Origin of the sequence: Taibaiella chishuiensis (assembly GCF_003014535.1) — a bacterium.
In the GTDB taxonomy this organism is placed as follows: Bacteria; Bacteroidota; Bacteroidia; order Chitinophagales; family Chitinophagaceae; genus Taibaiella; species Taibaiella chishuiensis.
Map to the genome: position 1 here is coordinate 243,743 of NZ_PYGD01000001.1, position 16,781 is coordinate 260,523.

Annotated in this window: 13 protein-coding genes; 5 read left to right on the forward strand and 8 right to left on the reverse strand. The window is 49.1% G+C overall.

What is annotated here, in order from left to right; all coding sequences use genetic code 11:
* Positions 1-62 precede the first annotated feature (62 nt).
* From B0I18_RS01005 to B0I18_RS01035, 7 genes are all read right to left on the reverse strand, one after another.
* On the reverse strand, positions 63-1,745 hold the full coding sequence (locus B0I18_RS01005; protein WP_106520787.1) for an NAD+ synthase: 1,683 nt from the start codon (positions 1,743-1,745) through the stop codon (positions 63-65).
* 91 nt (positions 1,746-1,836) lie between these two features.
* Complete coding sequence (locus B0I18_RS01010; RefSeq protein ID WP_106520788.1) at positions 1,837-2,415, reverse strand: anthranilate synthase component II; 579 nt, start codon at positions 2,413-2,415, stop codon at positions 1,837-1,839.
* A complete protein-coding gene (locus B0I18_RS01015) occupies positions 2,396-2,944 on the reverse strand; it encodes a CvpA family protein (protein WP_106520789.1) in 549 nt (182 codons plus the stop codon). Before B0I18_RS01015 ends, B0I18_RS01010 begins: the two co-directional genes overlap by 20 nt.
* A gap of 13 nt (positions 2,945-2,957) precedes the next feature.
* Positions 2,958-3,410 carry a GatB/YqeY domain-containing protein gene (locus B0I18_RS01020; protein ID WP_106520790.1) on the reverse strand — a complete coding sequence of 151 codons (453 nt, stop codon included), beginning with the start codon at positions 3,408-3,410 and terminating at the stop codon, positions 2,958-2,960.
* 92 nt (positions 3,411-3,502) lie between these two features.
* Positions 3,503-5,005: a RagB/SusD family nutrient uptake outer membrane protein gene (locus B0I18_RS01025; RefSeq protein WP_106520791.1), complete on the reverse strand. Its 1,503-nt coding sequence runs from the start codon at positions 5,003-5,005 to the stop codon at positions 3,503-3,505.
* A 35-nt stretch (positions 5,006-5,040) separates the two neighbouring features.
* Positions 5,041-8,268: a SusC/RagA family TonB-linked outer membrane protein gene (locus tag B0I18_RS01030; RefSeq protein ID WP_106520792.1), complete on the reverse strand. Its 3,228-nt coding sequence runs from the start codon at positions 8,266-8,268 to the stop codon at positions 5,041-5,043.
* A 171-nt stretch (positions 8,269-8,439) separates the two neighbouring features.
* Positions 8,440-10,236 carry a T9SS type A sorting domain-containing protein gene (locus B0I18_RS01035; protein ID WP_106520793.1) on the reverse strand — a complete coding sequence of 599 codons (1,797 nt, stop codon included), beginning with the start codon at positions 10,234-10,236 and terminating at the stop codon, positions 8,440-8,442.
* 382 nt (positions 10,237-10,618) lie between these two features.
* Here B0I18_RS01035 and B0I18_RS01040 point away from each other — a divergent pair, with 382 nt between their 5' ends.
* The 3 genes from B0I18_RS01040 to B0I18_RS01050 all read left to right on the forward strand — a co-directional run bounded on the left by B0I18_RS01040 (position 10,619) and on the right by B0I18_RS01050 (position 13,415).
* Positions 10,619-10,957 (forward strand): PadR family transcriptional regulator, encoded by a 339-nt coding sequence (locus B0I18_RS01040; RefSeq protein WP_106520794.1) that lies wholly within the window; start codon positions 10,619-10,621, stop codon positions 10,955-10,957.
* 42 nt (positions 10,958-10,999) lie between these two features.
* A complete protein-coding gene (locus B0I18_RS01045; protein ID WP_106520795.1) occupies positions 11,000-12,865 on the forward strand; it encodes a PspC domain-containing protein in 1,866 nt (621 codons plus the stop codon).
* Positions 12,866-12,986: 121 nt separating this feature from the next.
* Positions 12,987-13,415, forward strand: a complete 429-nt coding sequence (locus tag B0I18_RS01050; RefSeq protein ID WP_106520796.1) for a YybH family protein — start codon at positions 12,987-12,989, stop codon at positions 13,413-13,415.
* Positions 13,416-13,488: 73 nt separating this feature from the next.
* Here B0I18_RS01050 and B0I18_RS01055 read toward each other — a convergent pair whose 3' ends face one another.
* Positions 13,489-14,796 carry a dihydrolipoamide acetyltransferase family protein gene (locus B0I18_RS01055; RefSeq protein WP_106520797.1) on the reverse strand — a complete coding sequence of 436 codons (1,308 nt, stop codon included), beginning with the start codon at positions 14,794-14,796 and terminating at the stop codon, positions 13,489-13,491.
* A gap of 167 nt (positions 14,797-14,963) precedes the next feature.
* On the opposite strand from B0I18_RS01055, the gene B0I18_RS01060 reads away from it, so the two are divergent.
* Both B0I18_RS01060 and B0I18_RS01065 read left to right on the forward strand, forming a co-directional pair.
* Positions 14,964-15,320 carry a BlaI/MecI/CopY family transcriptional regulator gene (locus B0I18_RS01060; protein ID WP_106520798.1) on the forward strand — a complete coding sequence of 119 codons (357 nt, stop codon included), beginning with the start codon at positions 14,964-14,966 and terminating at the stop codon, positions 15,318-15,320.
* A gap of 22 nt (positions 15,321-15,342) precedes the next feature.
* Complete coding sequence (locus B0I18_RS01065; protein WP_106520799.1) at positions 15,343-16,644, forward strand: M56 family metallopeptidase; 1,302 nt, start codon at positions 15,343-15,345, stop codon at positions 16,642-16,644.
* Positions 16,645-16,781: the final 137 nt, after the last annotated feature.

A 16,781-nucleotide genomic window follows, 5' to 3' on the forward strand; every position in this document is an offset into this window, starting at 1 on the left:
GATAAAAAACGGGAGCAAGCCGGCGCCGGCCTGCTCCCGTTGAAGGGGGAATAACGTTATGTTTAGCTGAAATAACGGGCTACAATAGGGATCCTGCGGCCTATACCAAAGGATTTGGAAGACACCCTGATGATCGGGCAAAACTGGTTACGCTTGTATTCGTTCCGGTTTACCATTTGCAGGATACGGTGTACCAATGCCTCGTCGAAGCCCTGGGCCACGATCGCCCCGGCGCCCTGCCTGCGTTCCACATACTGGTACAGGATCGCATCCATAATCGCATAGTCGGGCAGGCTGTCGCTGTCCTTCTGCCCGGGTCTGAGCTCGGCCGAAGGCGGCTTGGTAATAATATTTTCGGGAATAATCTCACCATCTTTATTGATAAAGCGGGCCAATGCAAAAACCTGCATTTTGTACAGGTCGCCCAATACGCCCAGGCCACCAGCCATATCGCCGTAGAGGGTGCCATAGCCGGTAGCCAGCTCGCTTTTGTTGGAGGTGTTCAGCAGGATATAATTAAACTTATTGCTCAGGGCCATAGCCAATGCGCCTCTTATCCGCGACTGGATATTTTCCTCTGCAACATTGAAAGGCCGGTCTTCGAATATGGGTTGGAGCGATAATTCGAACTGGTCGAATATAGGTTTGATCGGTAGAATATCATACCGGTTGGCCAGGTTTTTAGAAAGCTGCTCGGCGTCGCTTACCGAATGATCGGTAGAGAATTGGGAGGGCATCAGCAAGGCATGCACATTTTCGGGCCCGAGAGCCCGGCAGGCCAGGGCCAGGGTCACTGCACTGTCGATACCACCCGAAGAGGCGACGATAGCCTGTTTAAAGCCCATCTTTTCGAAGTACTGGCGAATACCCATTACCAGAGCATCATGAATACGGTCGATATGAAGCAAGGGTTCGAAAACAGGAGTAGTTAAAGCCGTTCCGGGCAATACGGCCGGTGCATGTACAGGCTGTTCCGTAAAGCCGCCCTGCAGGTCCCAATGGACTGCTGCCAGCTCTTCCCGGAAATAGCCCATTTCCTTAACCAGGTTGCCTTCGGCATCGCATACCAGCGAACCGCCATCGAATACAATCTCGGTTTGCGAGCCCACCGTATTACAGTAGATCATGGGCAAGCGGTAGCGGGCCACATTCTTCTTAACCACGGCCAGGCGGTTTTCGGCATGTACATAATCGAAAGGCGAAGCACTGAGGTTGATCATGATATCGGGCTGTTCGGCCATAAGCCGGTCCATTGGCCGCGAACGGTACAGGGGATTGTCCGCTATATCCCAGATATCCTCGCATATGGTAACTGCCAGCTTCTTGCCTTTAAAGGGCACCACGGCCCACTCGTAGGCCGGTTCGAAATACCGGTATTCATCAAACACGTCGTAATTGGGCAATAGCGTTTTATGAATCACTTGCTGGATACGGCCTTCAGCCAGGAAATAAGCGCTATTGAAAAGGTCCTTACCTTCTACCTGCGGATTGCGCGAGGGGGCGCCTACCAGCACGGCAATGCCATTTGCCTCACGACTGATCTCATCGACAGCCTGCAGGCAGGAATCCACAAAATCTTCGAATTCGAGAAAATCCCTGGGCGGATAACCACATACTGCCAGTTCGCTGAATACGACCAGGTCGCCGCCTTGTTCTTTGGCTGCCCGTATGGCGTCGATAATTTTCCGGGTATTGGCTTCAAAATTTCCGATATGGTAATTCTGCTGTGCAAGAAATATCTTCAAGGGTCAATTGATTTTAAAGACAAAGTTAGTGCATATCCCGCAGGCGCTATCCAGCCCGGGGGCAATTAACCAATTTCTAATCCGCATCCGTTTATATGCCCTGGTTCCGGCATAACCGGTCCCAGTTGTACAATAGCTGTTTGCCCTCCGGCGTGAGTATCGATTCGGGATGGAACTGGATACCCGTGCAGGGATAAAGGGCGTGGGTCATCACCATCAGTTCCCCTTCGCCGGTAAAGGCCAGCGGCTGAAGCCCGGTATTTTCCCAGTCTTTGAGCAGCAGGGAGTGGTAACGCATTACTTCGAAAGTACCCGGAATATCCTGGAAAAGCGGGTGCCCGTTATGGCGTACCAGGCTGGTTTTACCATGTACGGGCCTGTGCGCCTTTACCAGGCGGGCGCCGAAAAACTGGCCCAACGCCTGGTGCCCCAGGCAGATACCCAGTATCGGGATACACTGGTGGCAAGCTGCAATAACTTGGTTGGTAATACCGGCAGATGCAGGGGTACGGGGGCCCGGAGACAGGATGATCCGCGCAGGTTGCAGATCCAGCAAGGCCTCCAGGCTGATTTCATCATTGCGGAATACCCGGACATCATCATGCAGCTCCAGCAGGTAATGATGCAGGATATAGGTAAAAGAATCGTAGTTATCTAGCAGTATCCACATGTTGTGCGGGGAGATGATCATTAATACGGTCGAACAGATGTCCCAGATCATCGAATATCGTTTTGGCAAAAGGGAACAGCTTCCCGATCAGGGCGAACAAAGCAGGTGCAAACGGCTCTACCAGGGCATACACCTTAGACTGGGCCTGGGTTTCCGGCCTGATTATCCCCATCTGGTTCAGGAGCCATAACAGCGAACTGAATACGAAGCTAACAATACAGCCGTATAACACAGCGCCGCTCAGGCGGTTCACAAAACCAAGGGCTACAGCCTCCACACTCTTCTCTATAAGTTTGGCGCCCAGGCGTACCAGCCATACGATCAGTATAAACACCAGGATATAGGTAAGGAACACGGCCCATTGGCTGTTATTAAACAGCAGCCCGGATACGGAACCCGAAAGCTTGAGGGCGCCCATTACGCCTGCAATAATTGCAAAGAACGAGAAAAGGGCTACCACAAAACCTTTGTTGTAGCCCCTTATCATAAACAGTACTAAAAATAACAGGTAGATGACATCTATCGCCATGATACAGGAAAAATTAGGAGGCCAGCAGTTTCTTCACGGTATCGGCGATCGCCTTACCATCGGCCTGACCGGCAAGGCTTTTGTTGGCGGCACCCATTACCTTACCCATATCAGCGGGAGAAGTAGCGCCCGTAGCGGCTATAATCTCTTTTACCTTAGCGGTAAGCGCCTCTTCGGATAATTGCTGCGGCAGGAATTGCTCAATAATGGCCAGCTCTTCCTCTTCTATTTTAGCCAGGTCTTCCCTATTCTGTGTACGGAATATATCAAGCGAGTCTTTACGCTGTTTGGACAGCTTTTGCAGCATTTTCAGCTCTTCCGCTTCGGTTAATTCCTCCTTAGCGCCGGTAGCCGTTTTTTCCAGCAGTATGGCTGCTTTAATCGCACGCAGGGTACGCAGCGCCGCTTCGTTCTTGTCGCGCATCGCCTGCTTCAGTTGTTCCATTATTCTTGCTTCGAGTGACATAGGCAAATCATTGTTTTTTTTTGAATAGGCAAAAATAAAATTAGCCGCCCAATTTTCCAATCGGGCGGCTAAAATATAGTCAGTTAACTGAATTATGGATTCTGATCAGACTCGTTCATATTGATGTTAGCATCAAGTTCAGACTGAGGGATCTTCCATACAAACTTGTTATCGCTAGCTGGCAGGGTCATAGTCTGTGCTTTGGCGATATCGTGGTTGCCAGAGCCGCTAGGACGCTCCAATGGTTTTTTCAACCTCTGGATGTCGGAGTAAGACATACCTTCCAGGTACAGCTCGATACGACGCTGCAGGTAGATTTCCTCTTTCAGTTTATTGCCTGTACCGGTATAGTAAGCACCGCCGGCATAGGTATAAGCCTTGTTACGCTTTTGGATCAGTGTTTCCAGGGCAGTAACCGCAGCAGCGTCCTGACCTGAGTTAGCCAGAGCTTCGGCCTTGATCAGGTACATTTCAGCAAGACGCATGTACAGGTTGTCATATACCCATGTGTTCGGAGTAGCAAGACGGAATTTAGTTTGTTTACGGTCGCTTGCGAAAGTTTTCCTACGAACGTCGGTAGTAGGGATTTTATCAAACAACTGTTTTGTGATCTTCCTCCAGGCAGCACCACCACCGGCATAGCTCTGGTTGCTGGTTCCGTCTACGAAAGACATGAAACAAACAATCTGGTAAGCACGGGTCTGGTCGGGAGTTAAGGCAGAAGCCCACATCCACTCAGAGTTGGTAGAAGAGTTGAAGCCTCCGAGGTATGCAGTGGTGTCCATCAGTTTGGATTCACCACCCGTGCTGCTGATCGCAGCAGAAGACATTTCATTTGCTTTAGTCCAGTCTTCCATAGTCAGCGCTACTTTGGCATAGATACCTTGAGCAGTTGCCAGGGAGATGTAAGACTTATTGGTGCTGGTAGTACCTTTTGCCAGCAGATCAACCGCCATTTTCAGATCGGTAGTGATTTGCGTGTAAACTTCGCCAACTGTGCTACGACGCGCACCTTCTGAAGTACCGGAAGTCGGTGTCAGGTAGATAGGCAGACCAGGATTGCTTTGACCCAGGGAGTACGTTTTACAGAAGTAGATTGACAGGCGGTAGTAAGCCCAAGCCCTGTAAGCCAGTGCCTGACCTTTGATGTTGTTTTTATCAGCATCAGGTCCTGCAGCGCCATCGATACGAGCCAGCAGGTTGTTGGCAGCATTCACCACTTTGTAGTAGAACGCCCAGGGAATTGCAATTACTGCATAAGTAGGCCTTACGATACCGGTATAGTCATACCAACCGGTAAACCAGTCAAAGTTGTTCGCGTTACAAACCACGTCGTTACCCATAACGTCGTCAGCCAGATCCACAGTTTTGGCACCGAAGTCATTGTGACGGTCGTTGTCGCCCAGTGCCGGAGCACGGTCAGACATTACACGGTTCATACCATCCAGCACCATATAGGCGCCGGTGGTCGTGGTATAAAGGTTTTCGTCTGTCGCAGCATCAGACGGCTGCGTATCCAGTACGCTTTTTTTACATCCCGCCAGTGTTGTACCCACGGCAAGAGCAAGGATTAAAAATTTATTTGATATACGCATGTTCAATGTTTTTGTTATGAATAATAGCTTAACAATTATAATCCCAGATTCAGACCAAACATGATGGTACGTGCAGGAACATAAACATAAGAAGCTTCACCATCAAAGGTAGCCTGAGGGTTCATACCTTTACGCTTAGACCAGAAAGCAGCGTTATCGACTGCAACATAAGCCCTTAAAGAGCTCAGTTTAGCTTTGCTAGCCAGAGCAGGAGAGAAGGTATAGCTCAGGTTTACGTTACGCAGGTTCAGGTAAGACGCGTCTACTAACCAACGGGAGCTAGCCTGGCCGATGTTCGGGTTGTTATACTCCAGACGTGGCAGGGAAGCACCGGTATTTTCAGGAGTCCAGCTGTTGGCAACAACATCTTTGTGGAAGTTGGTCTCACCAATGTTGATCTGACCACCACCCATCAAGCCAGAGTAAGTACCGTCGTAGTATTTACCACCTACACCATAAGTGAAGAGGAAAGACAGTTCGAAACCTTTGTAAGACAGGGTGTTTGTAATAGCACCAGAGAAGTCAGGCATTGCAGAACCCATGTATTTCCTAGAGTTGATCGCTTCAGAATAAACAGCAGTTGTTTTCCTTGTTCCATCTTCAGCAGTATAGTAGTACAGTTCATCACCATTGGAAGCATCTACACCAGCGCTTTCAACCAGGTAGAATTCATAACGGGAGTGACCAGCTTTCAGCATGATGTTACCAGAGATAACGGAGTCACGGCCCGGAGGCATTTTGCTGATCGCATTTTTGATTTTAGTCCAGTTCAGACCAATATCCCAACGGAAGTCTTTAGACTTAACAGCAGCAATATTCAGGTTGATCTCAACGCCCCTGTTGTACATGTTCGCGATATTCTCAACACGGGAAGAGAAACCGGTAGAACGTGGGAAAGGACGGTTGTACAGCAGGTCGTTGTTACGACGATCGAAATAGTTGAATTCAACATAGATACGGTCAAACAGGTTTGCTTCGAAACCAGCATTCAGTTGTTTCTGTTTTTCCCAGGTCAACAGCGTGTTAGGCAGGGATTTAGGAATAGCAGAAGAGTTGTTACCGTTTGGTTTATCCAGGGCATACAGACCTTGCCAAGCATAGTAGTTCTGAGAACCGTCAGCATTCAGGATCTGGTTGTTACCCTGTGTACCATAGCTTACTTTCAGTTTCAGCAGGTTCAGCCAGGAAACATCTTTCAGGAAATCTTCCCTGCTGATGTGCCATGCACCACCAACACTCCAGAAGGTACCCCAACGGGAATCTTTATAGAAACGGGAAGAACCATCCCTCCTTACGTTTGCACTCAGGAAGTATTTGCTATCGTAATCGTAGTTAGCAGAAGCCAACCAGCTTTCCAGTGTTTCGTCATAAGTCCTGGAGCTTGTAGATACTACAGTAGTTGCTACAGCCAGATCACGGAAGTCAGGGCCAGGGAAACCGGTTTTAACACCTTGTACATAGTTGCTGTTATAGCTATAGAACTCGTGACCAGCAGTTAAAGACAGGTTGTGTGCGCCCATCTGTTTCTGCCAGGACAATAACTGGTTCCAGGTATAAGTGATGTCGTTCTGTGCATATTTGCTCAGGAAGCCTTTTGTACCTTTAGACTGACCGTGCAGCATGCTGCTGTAAGAATAAGCGCTTACACCAACATAGTTCAGGTTCAGGTTGGTAGAGAAGGTAAAGTTTTTCAGGAATTTAGCCTGCAGGTAGGTAGCCAGTACAGAGTTGATAATTTTCTGTTTGGTATCACCCAGGGCCATAGAACCCAGGATGTTGTCACCAGGCAGACTTGGTTTGGTACCGATACTACTTTCAGGATCGTTAGCAACTGAACCCCAGTCATATTTGTATTCGCCGGTCAGTGGATCGATTTGTTTGTTACCTGCGCTATCGCGGTAGTAAACAGGATAGATCGGAGCCATCTGTAAGGCCTGGAAAGAAGGGTTACCACTGCTGGAACCGTCTTGTCCGAAATAACGCTGGTTAGATAAAGAACCAGACAGGTTGATACCGGCTTTCAGCCAGTCTGTAACCTGGGAGTTTACATTGATACGGGTAGTGAACCTGTCGTAGTTGGAGTATTTGATAAAACCATCTTCTTTCAGGTAACCGAATGACAAACGGTAGTCGGAAGTTTCGCTACCACCATCAACTGCCAGGTTATAGTCCTGACGGAAACCGGTACGCTGTAATTCTTTGAACCAGTCATCCTGGTATTTCAGTTTCGCATCCTGGTTGAAGTGACCGAATGTATCGAGCAGTTCGTAGTTTTTCTTATCGAAAGCATTGTAACCCAGACGGTCTACGATACCTTCGCCAGAATAACCGGCAGCCAGGTTCCTGGCATTGCTCTGCCATTTAGGTACCTGGGCAGCGATCTGTGCAGGAGTAGCATTAGGGTTGTTAGTTACGTAGTCGTTCTTGTACGTAGTCATCAGCTGATTGTAGAAAGCCTGCCATGCGTTTACATAGTAATCTTTCTGATCAGTAACGATATCGTAGTTAGGCAGCGCACGCTGAACAATACCCACTTTACCATCTACGGTAATCCTTGGTTTAGAATTCCTTCTACCTTTTTTAGTAGTGATGGCGATTACACCGTTAGCACCACGGGAACCGTACAGAGATGTTGCAGTCGCGTCTTTCAACAGGGTGATAGACTCGATATCCTGTGGGTTCAGTGAAGTGATGTCACCAACATAAGGCGTTCCGTCCAGTACATACAGGGGAGCATTGCTGGAGCTTAAAGAACCAGTACCCCTCATACGTACACCGGCACCGCTACCTGGCTGACCGCCACCGTTGGTAACCTGGATACCGGGAGCCGCACCTTCGATCGCTTTCGTGATGTCAGATACAGGCATTTTATCAATTTGTTTGGAGGTGATACGGTCCGCAGCACCTACATATTTTTCTTTAGTAACAGGAGGGCCGTAAGGTACGGTGATCTCCGCTTCATTCAACATAGTTGAAGATACTTCCAGGTTTACAACGACGCCTTCGCCGCCGTTAACCACTACACGGCTATAACCAGTAGCGCTAATCTCCAGTTTGCCGCTTTTTCCTTCCGGAATTTCCACTTCGAAATTACCATCGGCGTCGGTAACAGTACCAGTAGAGGTTCCCACTACTTTAACTGCCGCTCCGGGTACTGGCTCTTTCTTTTCATCAAGTACCGTTCCTCGGGCCTTGGTCTGTGCCATTACAGCTTGCACGCCACTCCATAGGAAGAGTGCAAACAGAAGTAACATTTTTTTCATACGCTTTGTTATTTGTTAAAAATCTACTTTTAGTTAAAAAATTAATCTAAAAAAACCGTGGCAAATTTAATAAAAAATTAAACTCTACAAAACAGTATTTTAACTATTAGTAAAAAATTGCCATACCATATGAATATGGCAATTTTTTACTGTTCAACTGAGTTAAAATGATTACCTGTTTAAAACAACTTTTTTACTAACTGTTGCTTTTGCTGTAGAAATCTGTAACATGTATACGCCGTTAGCGTACTGGTTCATATCCAGGATAACGTTGCCGTTACGGGTAGCTTTAACAGCGTAGCTGCCAACTTTAGCACCCAGGATATTTACGATCGTTACATTCAGATCCGAAATAGTAGACAGGTTGAACTTCATGTTCACCATACCTGTAGACGGGTTCGGGAAAATAGCAATACCGGAATTCAGTTCTTCCACATCTTTCACATCACTTGGATTCAGAGAGAAAGGAGAATCGTTACAGGTACCGCCGCCTACCAGTTTGGCCATTTCCATAGTGGTAGCGCCGGTGCTGGCAGGATCCAGGTGTGGTTTCAGCTTGGATGCAGAAGTACCATCGCCTTCAGGATATTCCCAGTTGCGGTCCAGCCTGCTGTACAAGGCCCTCCTGTTGGAAGAGCAGGGAGAAGAACCGCTACCGCCGCTCAGGTCGCCGATGATACGGCCGTTGGAAGCATTGAAGATAGAGCTACCGGAAGAACCGGGCTGAGAACCACCTTCAGAGAAAGCTACCTGCCAGTGTGTATTAGGCACGGTGTTCTGGTTGAAAGTACCGCTACCAATCAGTCCTGTCATTTTGGAGAACTTCTTACGGTCGCCTGCAGGATGGTGGAAAGAAACCCATAAGGTATCGCTCACGACCCCGGTACGATCCCAACCACCGAGATAAGTATCCCAACCTGGTAATTGGTTGTTCTGATCCCTTAAGCGCAGCAGCAGCCAGTCACCTGTAAAGGCAGGATTCTGTTTGCCCACTTCGCTGGCAGGATAATCGGAACGGGCCAGGAAATTGGCGCCGGTAAGTACTTTATTGGTAGGAGTACCGCCACCGCCGGCACAGAAACCGGATTGCAGACCGAAGGTAAACTCCCATTGGTTGAAGTAAGAATCTGATTTACCATTACCGTCATCGCAGTGCATCGCAGTCAGGAAAAGCGGGGCACAGTTTTTAGCGGTATTGTTGATCAGGTTACCGGAACAGTAACCGCCGCTGGTACCATCTGTAATCCAGATGTGCGCAGCAGTTTTGCTGATCTGCTCCCAGGGTGCAGCCGTAGGACACGCCGCATTGATCTGGCAGGGATCGGAATCACCGAGAGAATACTGGGTAGGTTTAGCAACTACGTCGCCTTCTTCAGGAGTAACGTATTCGCCGATGAAAGCGGTAGCGCCACGGTACAGGCCGTAAAGCTGGGTAATGTGAAACTCGATGTCGTTTACATTAACACCGGCATCGATATCCATTTCCAGGTTGATGACGTCGCCCTGGATCATTTCATGACCCATGGTTTTTTCCGGAACGTTGGAACGGTAGTCGAAACCGCCTACCAGTTGTTTACCATTTTCGTTGGTAATGTAATAAGTTACACCCTTTGGTACCTGGAAGGCCTTATAAAGGGGTTTGATTGCAACAGAAGTAGGTACTGAGAATTTTGCTCTCCAAACCTTGCTGCCGTCAGGCAGGTAGGTAAACGTACCTGAATTACTCAAAGTAATGTCAGTATTAACTGCTAATGCCACTCTGAACTTCCCTGGCCTGTCGATAAACGCCGCATCCTCCTTCTTGGCACTTTCAAAATCCGGGGTTGCCAGCGTCACCAGCGGAACCTTCTGGTTCTCCAGCGCAGCACGACTGGTCACGCTTTTAGGAAAGCCGCCAATGTTGTACTGTGCATGCACACCGCCCCAAACCGTGAGAGAAAGAAAAAGGGATAAAAATACTTTCTTCATAAATTTTTTATTTAATCCTAAAAATTTTTGAGCGAGTAAATGTAGGGATTATAGCCGCAATAGCCAAAAATTAAATTATATTTTTGTTTGCTTAATTTTTACATTATTGTTAATAATCCTCCCCATCTTCCCCTCTATAACAGACCCTTCAAAACGCAAAAAGTACTAGCAATATCAGGCATTTAAGTCAAAAAAAGTGCGCACTTACTAATAAAGACCATATTACACAAGTACACAATTGGCTAAAAATGTTAAAATAATCATAAATACAGTACTATGTATTGCACAATACCAAGCAATGTATATATCTTTGCATTGTAAAGTTAACAGCGTGATCGGCTGTTAACTTTACAAGCCTAGGTCTTAACGTAAATTATCAGCAATGAATACAGAGAACACACAGTCGCAGATGCGGAAAGGTGTATTGGAGTTTTGTATTCTTTCCATTATCCGGCAATCGGAGGTTTATCCATCCGAAATTATCGAACAGATGAAAAATGCCGGACTGAGCATCCTGGAAGGAACACTTTACCCACTACTGACCCGGCTGAAAAATGCAGAATTACTCAGCTATCGCTGGGAAGAAAGTGCTTCGGGACCACCCCGCAAATACTTTAGCCTTACCGAAAAGGGCGCAGCGTTTTACCTGGAACTGGAAAGTACCTGGAAACAACTCGCCGATGCAGTAAACCAGCTTACCCAGGCACGCCCGGGCAGCTAAATACCCTGGATTGCTACTACTCACAAGCTTAATTCTAAAACAATGAACAAGATAATCAATATAAACCTGGCAGGAAGACTGATCCCTATCGACGAATCGGCCTACGACCTGCTCCGCGATTACCTGAACCGGCTCAAAGCCTTCTTTTCCCGCGAGGAAGGCGGCGACGAGATCCTGCAGGATATGGAAGACCGTATCGGCGAACTTTTCCAGGATAAACTGAAAAAAAACAGCCCCTGTATTACCGCCGCCGATATCAGCGAGATGATTACCATTATGGGCAGCCCCGAGCAGATCGAAAACGAAACCGCCGAAGAAGCGCAACCCAAAAGCGAACAGCGCAAAGCCGGTAATGACCACCAGGCATCTGCCGGACGTACCCGCCAGCGTCATCTCTTCCGCAGCAAAAAGGAACAAATGGTGGGCGGCGTATGCGGCGGCCTGGCCAGCTATTTCAATATCGATCCGTCGATCGTAAGGGTAGCGCTGGTGCTGATTACGCTTGCCTGGGGCACCGGTCTTATCGTTTACCTCATTCTCTGGGCCCTGTTGCCCCTGGCCGAAGAAGAGCCTAACCTGCCCAAGAGAAGGCTCTACCGCAATCCACGCCAGAAAGTGGTGGGAGGCGTTTGCTCCGGTATCGCGGCCTATGCCAATATCGATCCCATTATTCCGAGGGTTGTATTTGCAGCCCCGCTTTTAGGCATTATATTCTTCGGCATACTGGATAACGGGATCTTTTTCTTCCCGGTACTCGTAGGCGGCCTGCCCACCCTGGTTTTACTGTACATCATTCTTTGGGCCTCCTTACCGGAGGCCACTACCGTTGCGGAAAAACTGGAGATGCGCGGTGGTACCGTAGACGTACAGAGCCTGAGCCAGGCCATGAAATCAAACGAAGAGGGTATAGTACCGGTAAGGCGTTCCGGACTGCGCAGCGCCTTTTCCCTGCTGATCAAGATCTTCGTGTTCTTTATATTGGGCATTATCCTGCTGGCCCTGGCCGGTATTATCGTAGCGGTGATCGCCACCTTCTTCGGCCTGGCTACCACCTCCGCATTCCTATTCCCGCTCAGCGGTCTGATTACAGAAAGCGAAACCCAGAAATGGGTACTCTGGATCTCCGTAGTGCTGGCGCTTGTACTGCCTTTTATTACGATCATCAGGTTACTGGTAAGACTGGTAACCGGCCGTAAAAAGAAAACGAGCAAACTCTACAATGCGATCGCAGGCATCCTGTTCAGTGCCGGTGTATTCGGTGTATTCTGGGTGGCCAGCTCCATAGGCCGCGACTTCAAGACCAGCTACCGTAAAACCTATCCTTTAAGCCTGGCACAACCCACCAACGACACCCTTACCATCCGCCAGATGATTATGGACGACGGCGGGGAAGTAGACGGGGAAGAAATGGGCTGGGACCATGAAACAGAGGGTATCCGTTTCCGCGACGATACCACGATTGCCATCAGCAACCTGAGTTTACGCATCCGCAAAAGCCCCGATAGCCTCTATCACCTGGAAGTGCAGAAAAGTGCTTACGGAAAAAACTCGCGCAGGGCGCAATTGCTGGCCGAACCGCTCCAGTTTATCTACAAACAGGAAGGCAATGTACTCTACCTGCCCAAAGATTTCACCCTGCCGAAAGGACATCCTTTCCGCGGCCAGAAAATGCGGGTTGAGCTGCAGGTACCGGAGGGCAAGGTGTTCAGAACAGAAGACCTGGTCGACAACTACTATACCGACCGCTCCTTTGTCGTAAAAAGAGGCAAGTTCCGCTATGAGGCCAACAATTATCCCAGCTGGGACGACGACAATTATTACAAAATGGGCAAAGATGGCCCGGTGGACCAGGATGAGCGGTTTAAGGATACCGACAATAAAGACACCACGGACAACGGAGACCGTTAAGGAACAAAGTTTTTTACGTCTGAAGCTATGTAGTAGTAGTTTTCATAAAATGGGGGTGTATTCTTACACCCCTTTTTGCTGCCCCGCAGGCAGGCCGTATATTTGAACAAACGAAACACTTATGCATCCATTCAGATCCCTGGTTCTTTTTTTACTCCTGGCGCCTATGTTGTGCCGGGCTGGAAACGGCGACGAGCAGGCCGTACGCCGGGTATTGGCACAACAAAGTGCCGCCTGGAACACCGGCAATATAGAAGCTTTTATGGCCGGCTACTGGCGCAGCGACTCGCTCATGTTCGTGGGTAAGAACGGGGTTACCTACGGCTGGACCAATACGCTTAATAATTACAAAAAAGGATACCCCGATACTGCCACGATGGGAAAGCTCGAATTTACCCTCATCAGCGTAAAACAGTTATCGGACCGGTATGTGGAAGTGATCGGGAAATGGCACCTGCAACGCAGTATCGGCGATGTAGGGGGCCACTTCAGCCTGCTGTTCGAGCACATTGGCGGACAATGGCTGATCGTAATCGATCATACCAGCTAAGGGGGTCAAAATCACAAAAAAATAAAGGGGAGCGCATGGCTCCCCTTTATTTTTTATATCCGGTTATCTTAGATTAGATCTCGCGGTTACCGTCGAAAGCCTCCAGTTCGTTGGCCACAGCAGTAAGGAAGCTGGCGCCAAGCGAGCCGTCTACGATACGGTGGTCGTAGCTGAGCGACAGGTACATCATATGGCGGATGGCAATTACGTCGCCGTCTTTGGTTTCGAGTACCATAGGACGCTTCTTGATGCTGCCCACCGCCAGGATCGCCACCTGCGGCTGGTTGATGATCGGTGTGCCCATCAGGCTGCCGAAGGTACCCACATTGGTAAGGGTAAAGGTACCGCCCTGCGTTTCGTCTGCTTTCAGCTTGCTGGAGCGGGCGGCGTTGGCCAGGTAGTTCACATCTTTGGTCAGTCCGAGCAGGTTTTTGGTATCGGCGTTTTTAATTACCGGTACGATCAGGTTACCGCTGGGCAGGGCCGCGGCCATACCGATATTGATATCTTTCTTGATGATGATCTTGTCGCCATCGAGGCTGCAGTTGATCATCGGGAACTTCTTGATACATTTTACGATTGCTTCGATAAAGATCGGGGTAAAGGTGATCTTTTCACCGTTCTTGGTTTCGAATGCTTTCTTGCTTTTATCGCGCCACTTAACCAGGTTGGTCACATCGGCTTCGGTAAAGCTGGTAACGTGCGGCGAAGTAGCCTTGCTGCGTACCATATGGTCGGCGATCAGCTTGCGCATACGGTCCATCTCTACGATCTCTACGTTATTGCCATAATTGCCGGAGGCCTGGGGCACATGGGTTACGGCAGCTGTAGGCGCCGGGGCGGCCTGAGGGGCAGCGGCAGGTTGTGCAGCCTGCGGAGCCGGGGCAGCACCCCTGTTGGCTACGTAATTCAGGATATCCTTTTTGGTTACGCGGCCTTCGTTACCGGTGCCGGGTATGTTTTCCAGCTCAGCCATACCGATACCTTCCTTGGAAGCGATATTGAGCACGAGCGGGGAGTAGAAACGGTTGCCCCCGGTAGTACCGGCAGCAGCAGGAGCTGCGGCTACAGGTTGCGGCTGGGCTGCGGGTTGCGCGGCAGCCGGTTGTGCTGCAGGAGCCGGAGCCGAAGCAGTGGCCGCTGCGCTATCGATACGGGCAATAACGGTACCAACGGGCACAACGTCATTTTCCTTGAATAAAATTTCAGTAATGGTTCCGGCGGCAGTAGAAGGGACTTCGCTATCCACCTTATCCGTAGCGATCTCCAATACGGTTTCGTCCATTTTAACGACGTCGCCAACTTGTTTATGCCACTTTAAGACGGTAGCTTCCATTATACTTTCACCCATTTTGGGCATTACTAAATCTACTATAGCCATAAGATCATTTTTCAAAAAGAATGCTGCAAAAGTAGGGATTTGACTTCGAGTGTGCAAACGTTACCGCAAAACATATTTTTGAGGAAATATATCCCATAAAAAATAATTCTACGAAAAATTCGTAGAATTACGAAAGTTTCGTAGATTTGTATTTCAAACCATTACCAATGGAAAAATTATCTGCCGCCGAAGAGGAAGTCATGCTGGCGGCCTGGCAAACAAAAGGCGGTTTTATCCGCGATTTTATGGCACATATGGACACCGATGTGCCTTATACCACCATCGCTTCTACCGTTAAGAACCTGGAGAAGAAAGGGTATCTCAGCAGTTCGAAGCAAGCCAACAGTTATTATTACGTGCCGGCTATAGCCCAGGAAGACTATAACCGCACCAATCTATCCGATGTGGTCCGGCATTACTTCGCCAACTCTTATAAAGACATGGTCGCATTTTTTGCGAAAGACAAAAAGATAAGTCCAGAAGAATTACAGGAGATCATCAAACTCATAGAAAAGCAACCTTAACCGTTAAGCCCAAGCCTTTGTTATGCCGTTAATCATTATACTACTCAAAGTCAATATCACCCTGGCGCTGTGTTACCTGCTGTATTATGTGCTGTTGCGCAAGCTTACTTTTTACCAGCTCAACCGGGCGTTTTTCCTGGGCAGCCTCGTATTGAGCGGCATCATGCCCCTGATCCGGATCAGGCTGGAAGCGCCTGCAAGCCCCGCGCCGGCCATCCTGGTGGGTACCAGCCTGGATCGCCTCCCCGTCAGTATGCCCGCAACCTACGACTATAGCAGTATCGTACAATGGCTCTTCTTATCGGGTCTTGTTTTTATGGGTTTTGGAGTCGTGTTCCAGTTACTCTCTATAGCCCGCCTCTACAAACGGTCGCGGCGTATCGAATTACAGGGTTTATCGCTCAGGCAATTACCAGAACCGGGTAACCCGTTTTCCTTTTTCCGGAGCATCTTCCTCCACCCCGGCCAGCATTCAGCTACCGAGCTCAATCTGGTCATTGCCCACGAGCAGGTACATGTGCGCCAATGGCATAGTATCGACATCCTGGTAGCCGCCATCGCCAGGGCTTTTTGCTGGTTTAACCCCATAGCCTGGCTCCTGCTGAAAGCCATGAAACAAAACCTGGAATTTATTGCCGACCACGCCGTACTCCAGGAAGGCGCAGCGCCCAAAGCTTACCAATACAGCCTGCTCCGCATCAGCCAGGACGGGCCATCGGTAGCATTTGCCAACAATTTTAATTTTTCTCATATCAAAACAAGAATCATCATGATGAACAAAAAGCGATCCAGCCCGATCCAACTGACCCGTTATATGGCAGTAATACCCCTCGCACTTACACTGGTGTGCAGTTTTGGGATATCCATGGCCCAACAGAAGAAAGTCTCGGTTAAAGATCAACCGGCAACCGAACAACAAACCGTAACCCAAGAAAGGCAGGCAAAAGCCAATGCCCAACCTGCTGCTGCGCCTAAAGAAGCCACCTTCAGCACCAGGACCAACCACGGCGAGGTGACCATACAACGCGTAGCACCGGCTGCAGCCGCAGCACCGGTAAGCGCTGCCACCGTGCAAACCCCGCCCCCGGTAGTAAGCCAGGAAGGTGCCGCATTAGATGCCATGCTCGCCAAAGACCGCCCGGTAGTAGTGTTCGATGGCGCGAGAATATCGTACGATGAGATGAAGCAGATCGACCCGAAAACCCTCAAAAGCGTTACCATACTGAAGGGCGCCGATGCACTGGCGCTCTATGGCGACGAAGCTAAAGGCGGCGTTATCCTGATCACCTCTAACCCGCCAGAGCAGAAACAGTCTGTGAACTAGCCCCTTATCTAACCCTAACCGGCCCTGGCCGGTAATATCCCCGCCGGTGTTATATACCTTGCGGGGATATCCATTTTATACCGGTCGCCAAGGTACCTACAAGGTTTATCTAATATGATATTATTATTTTATTTCCT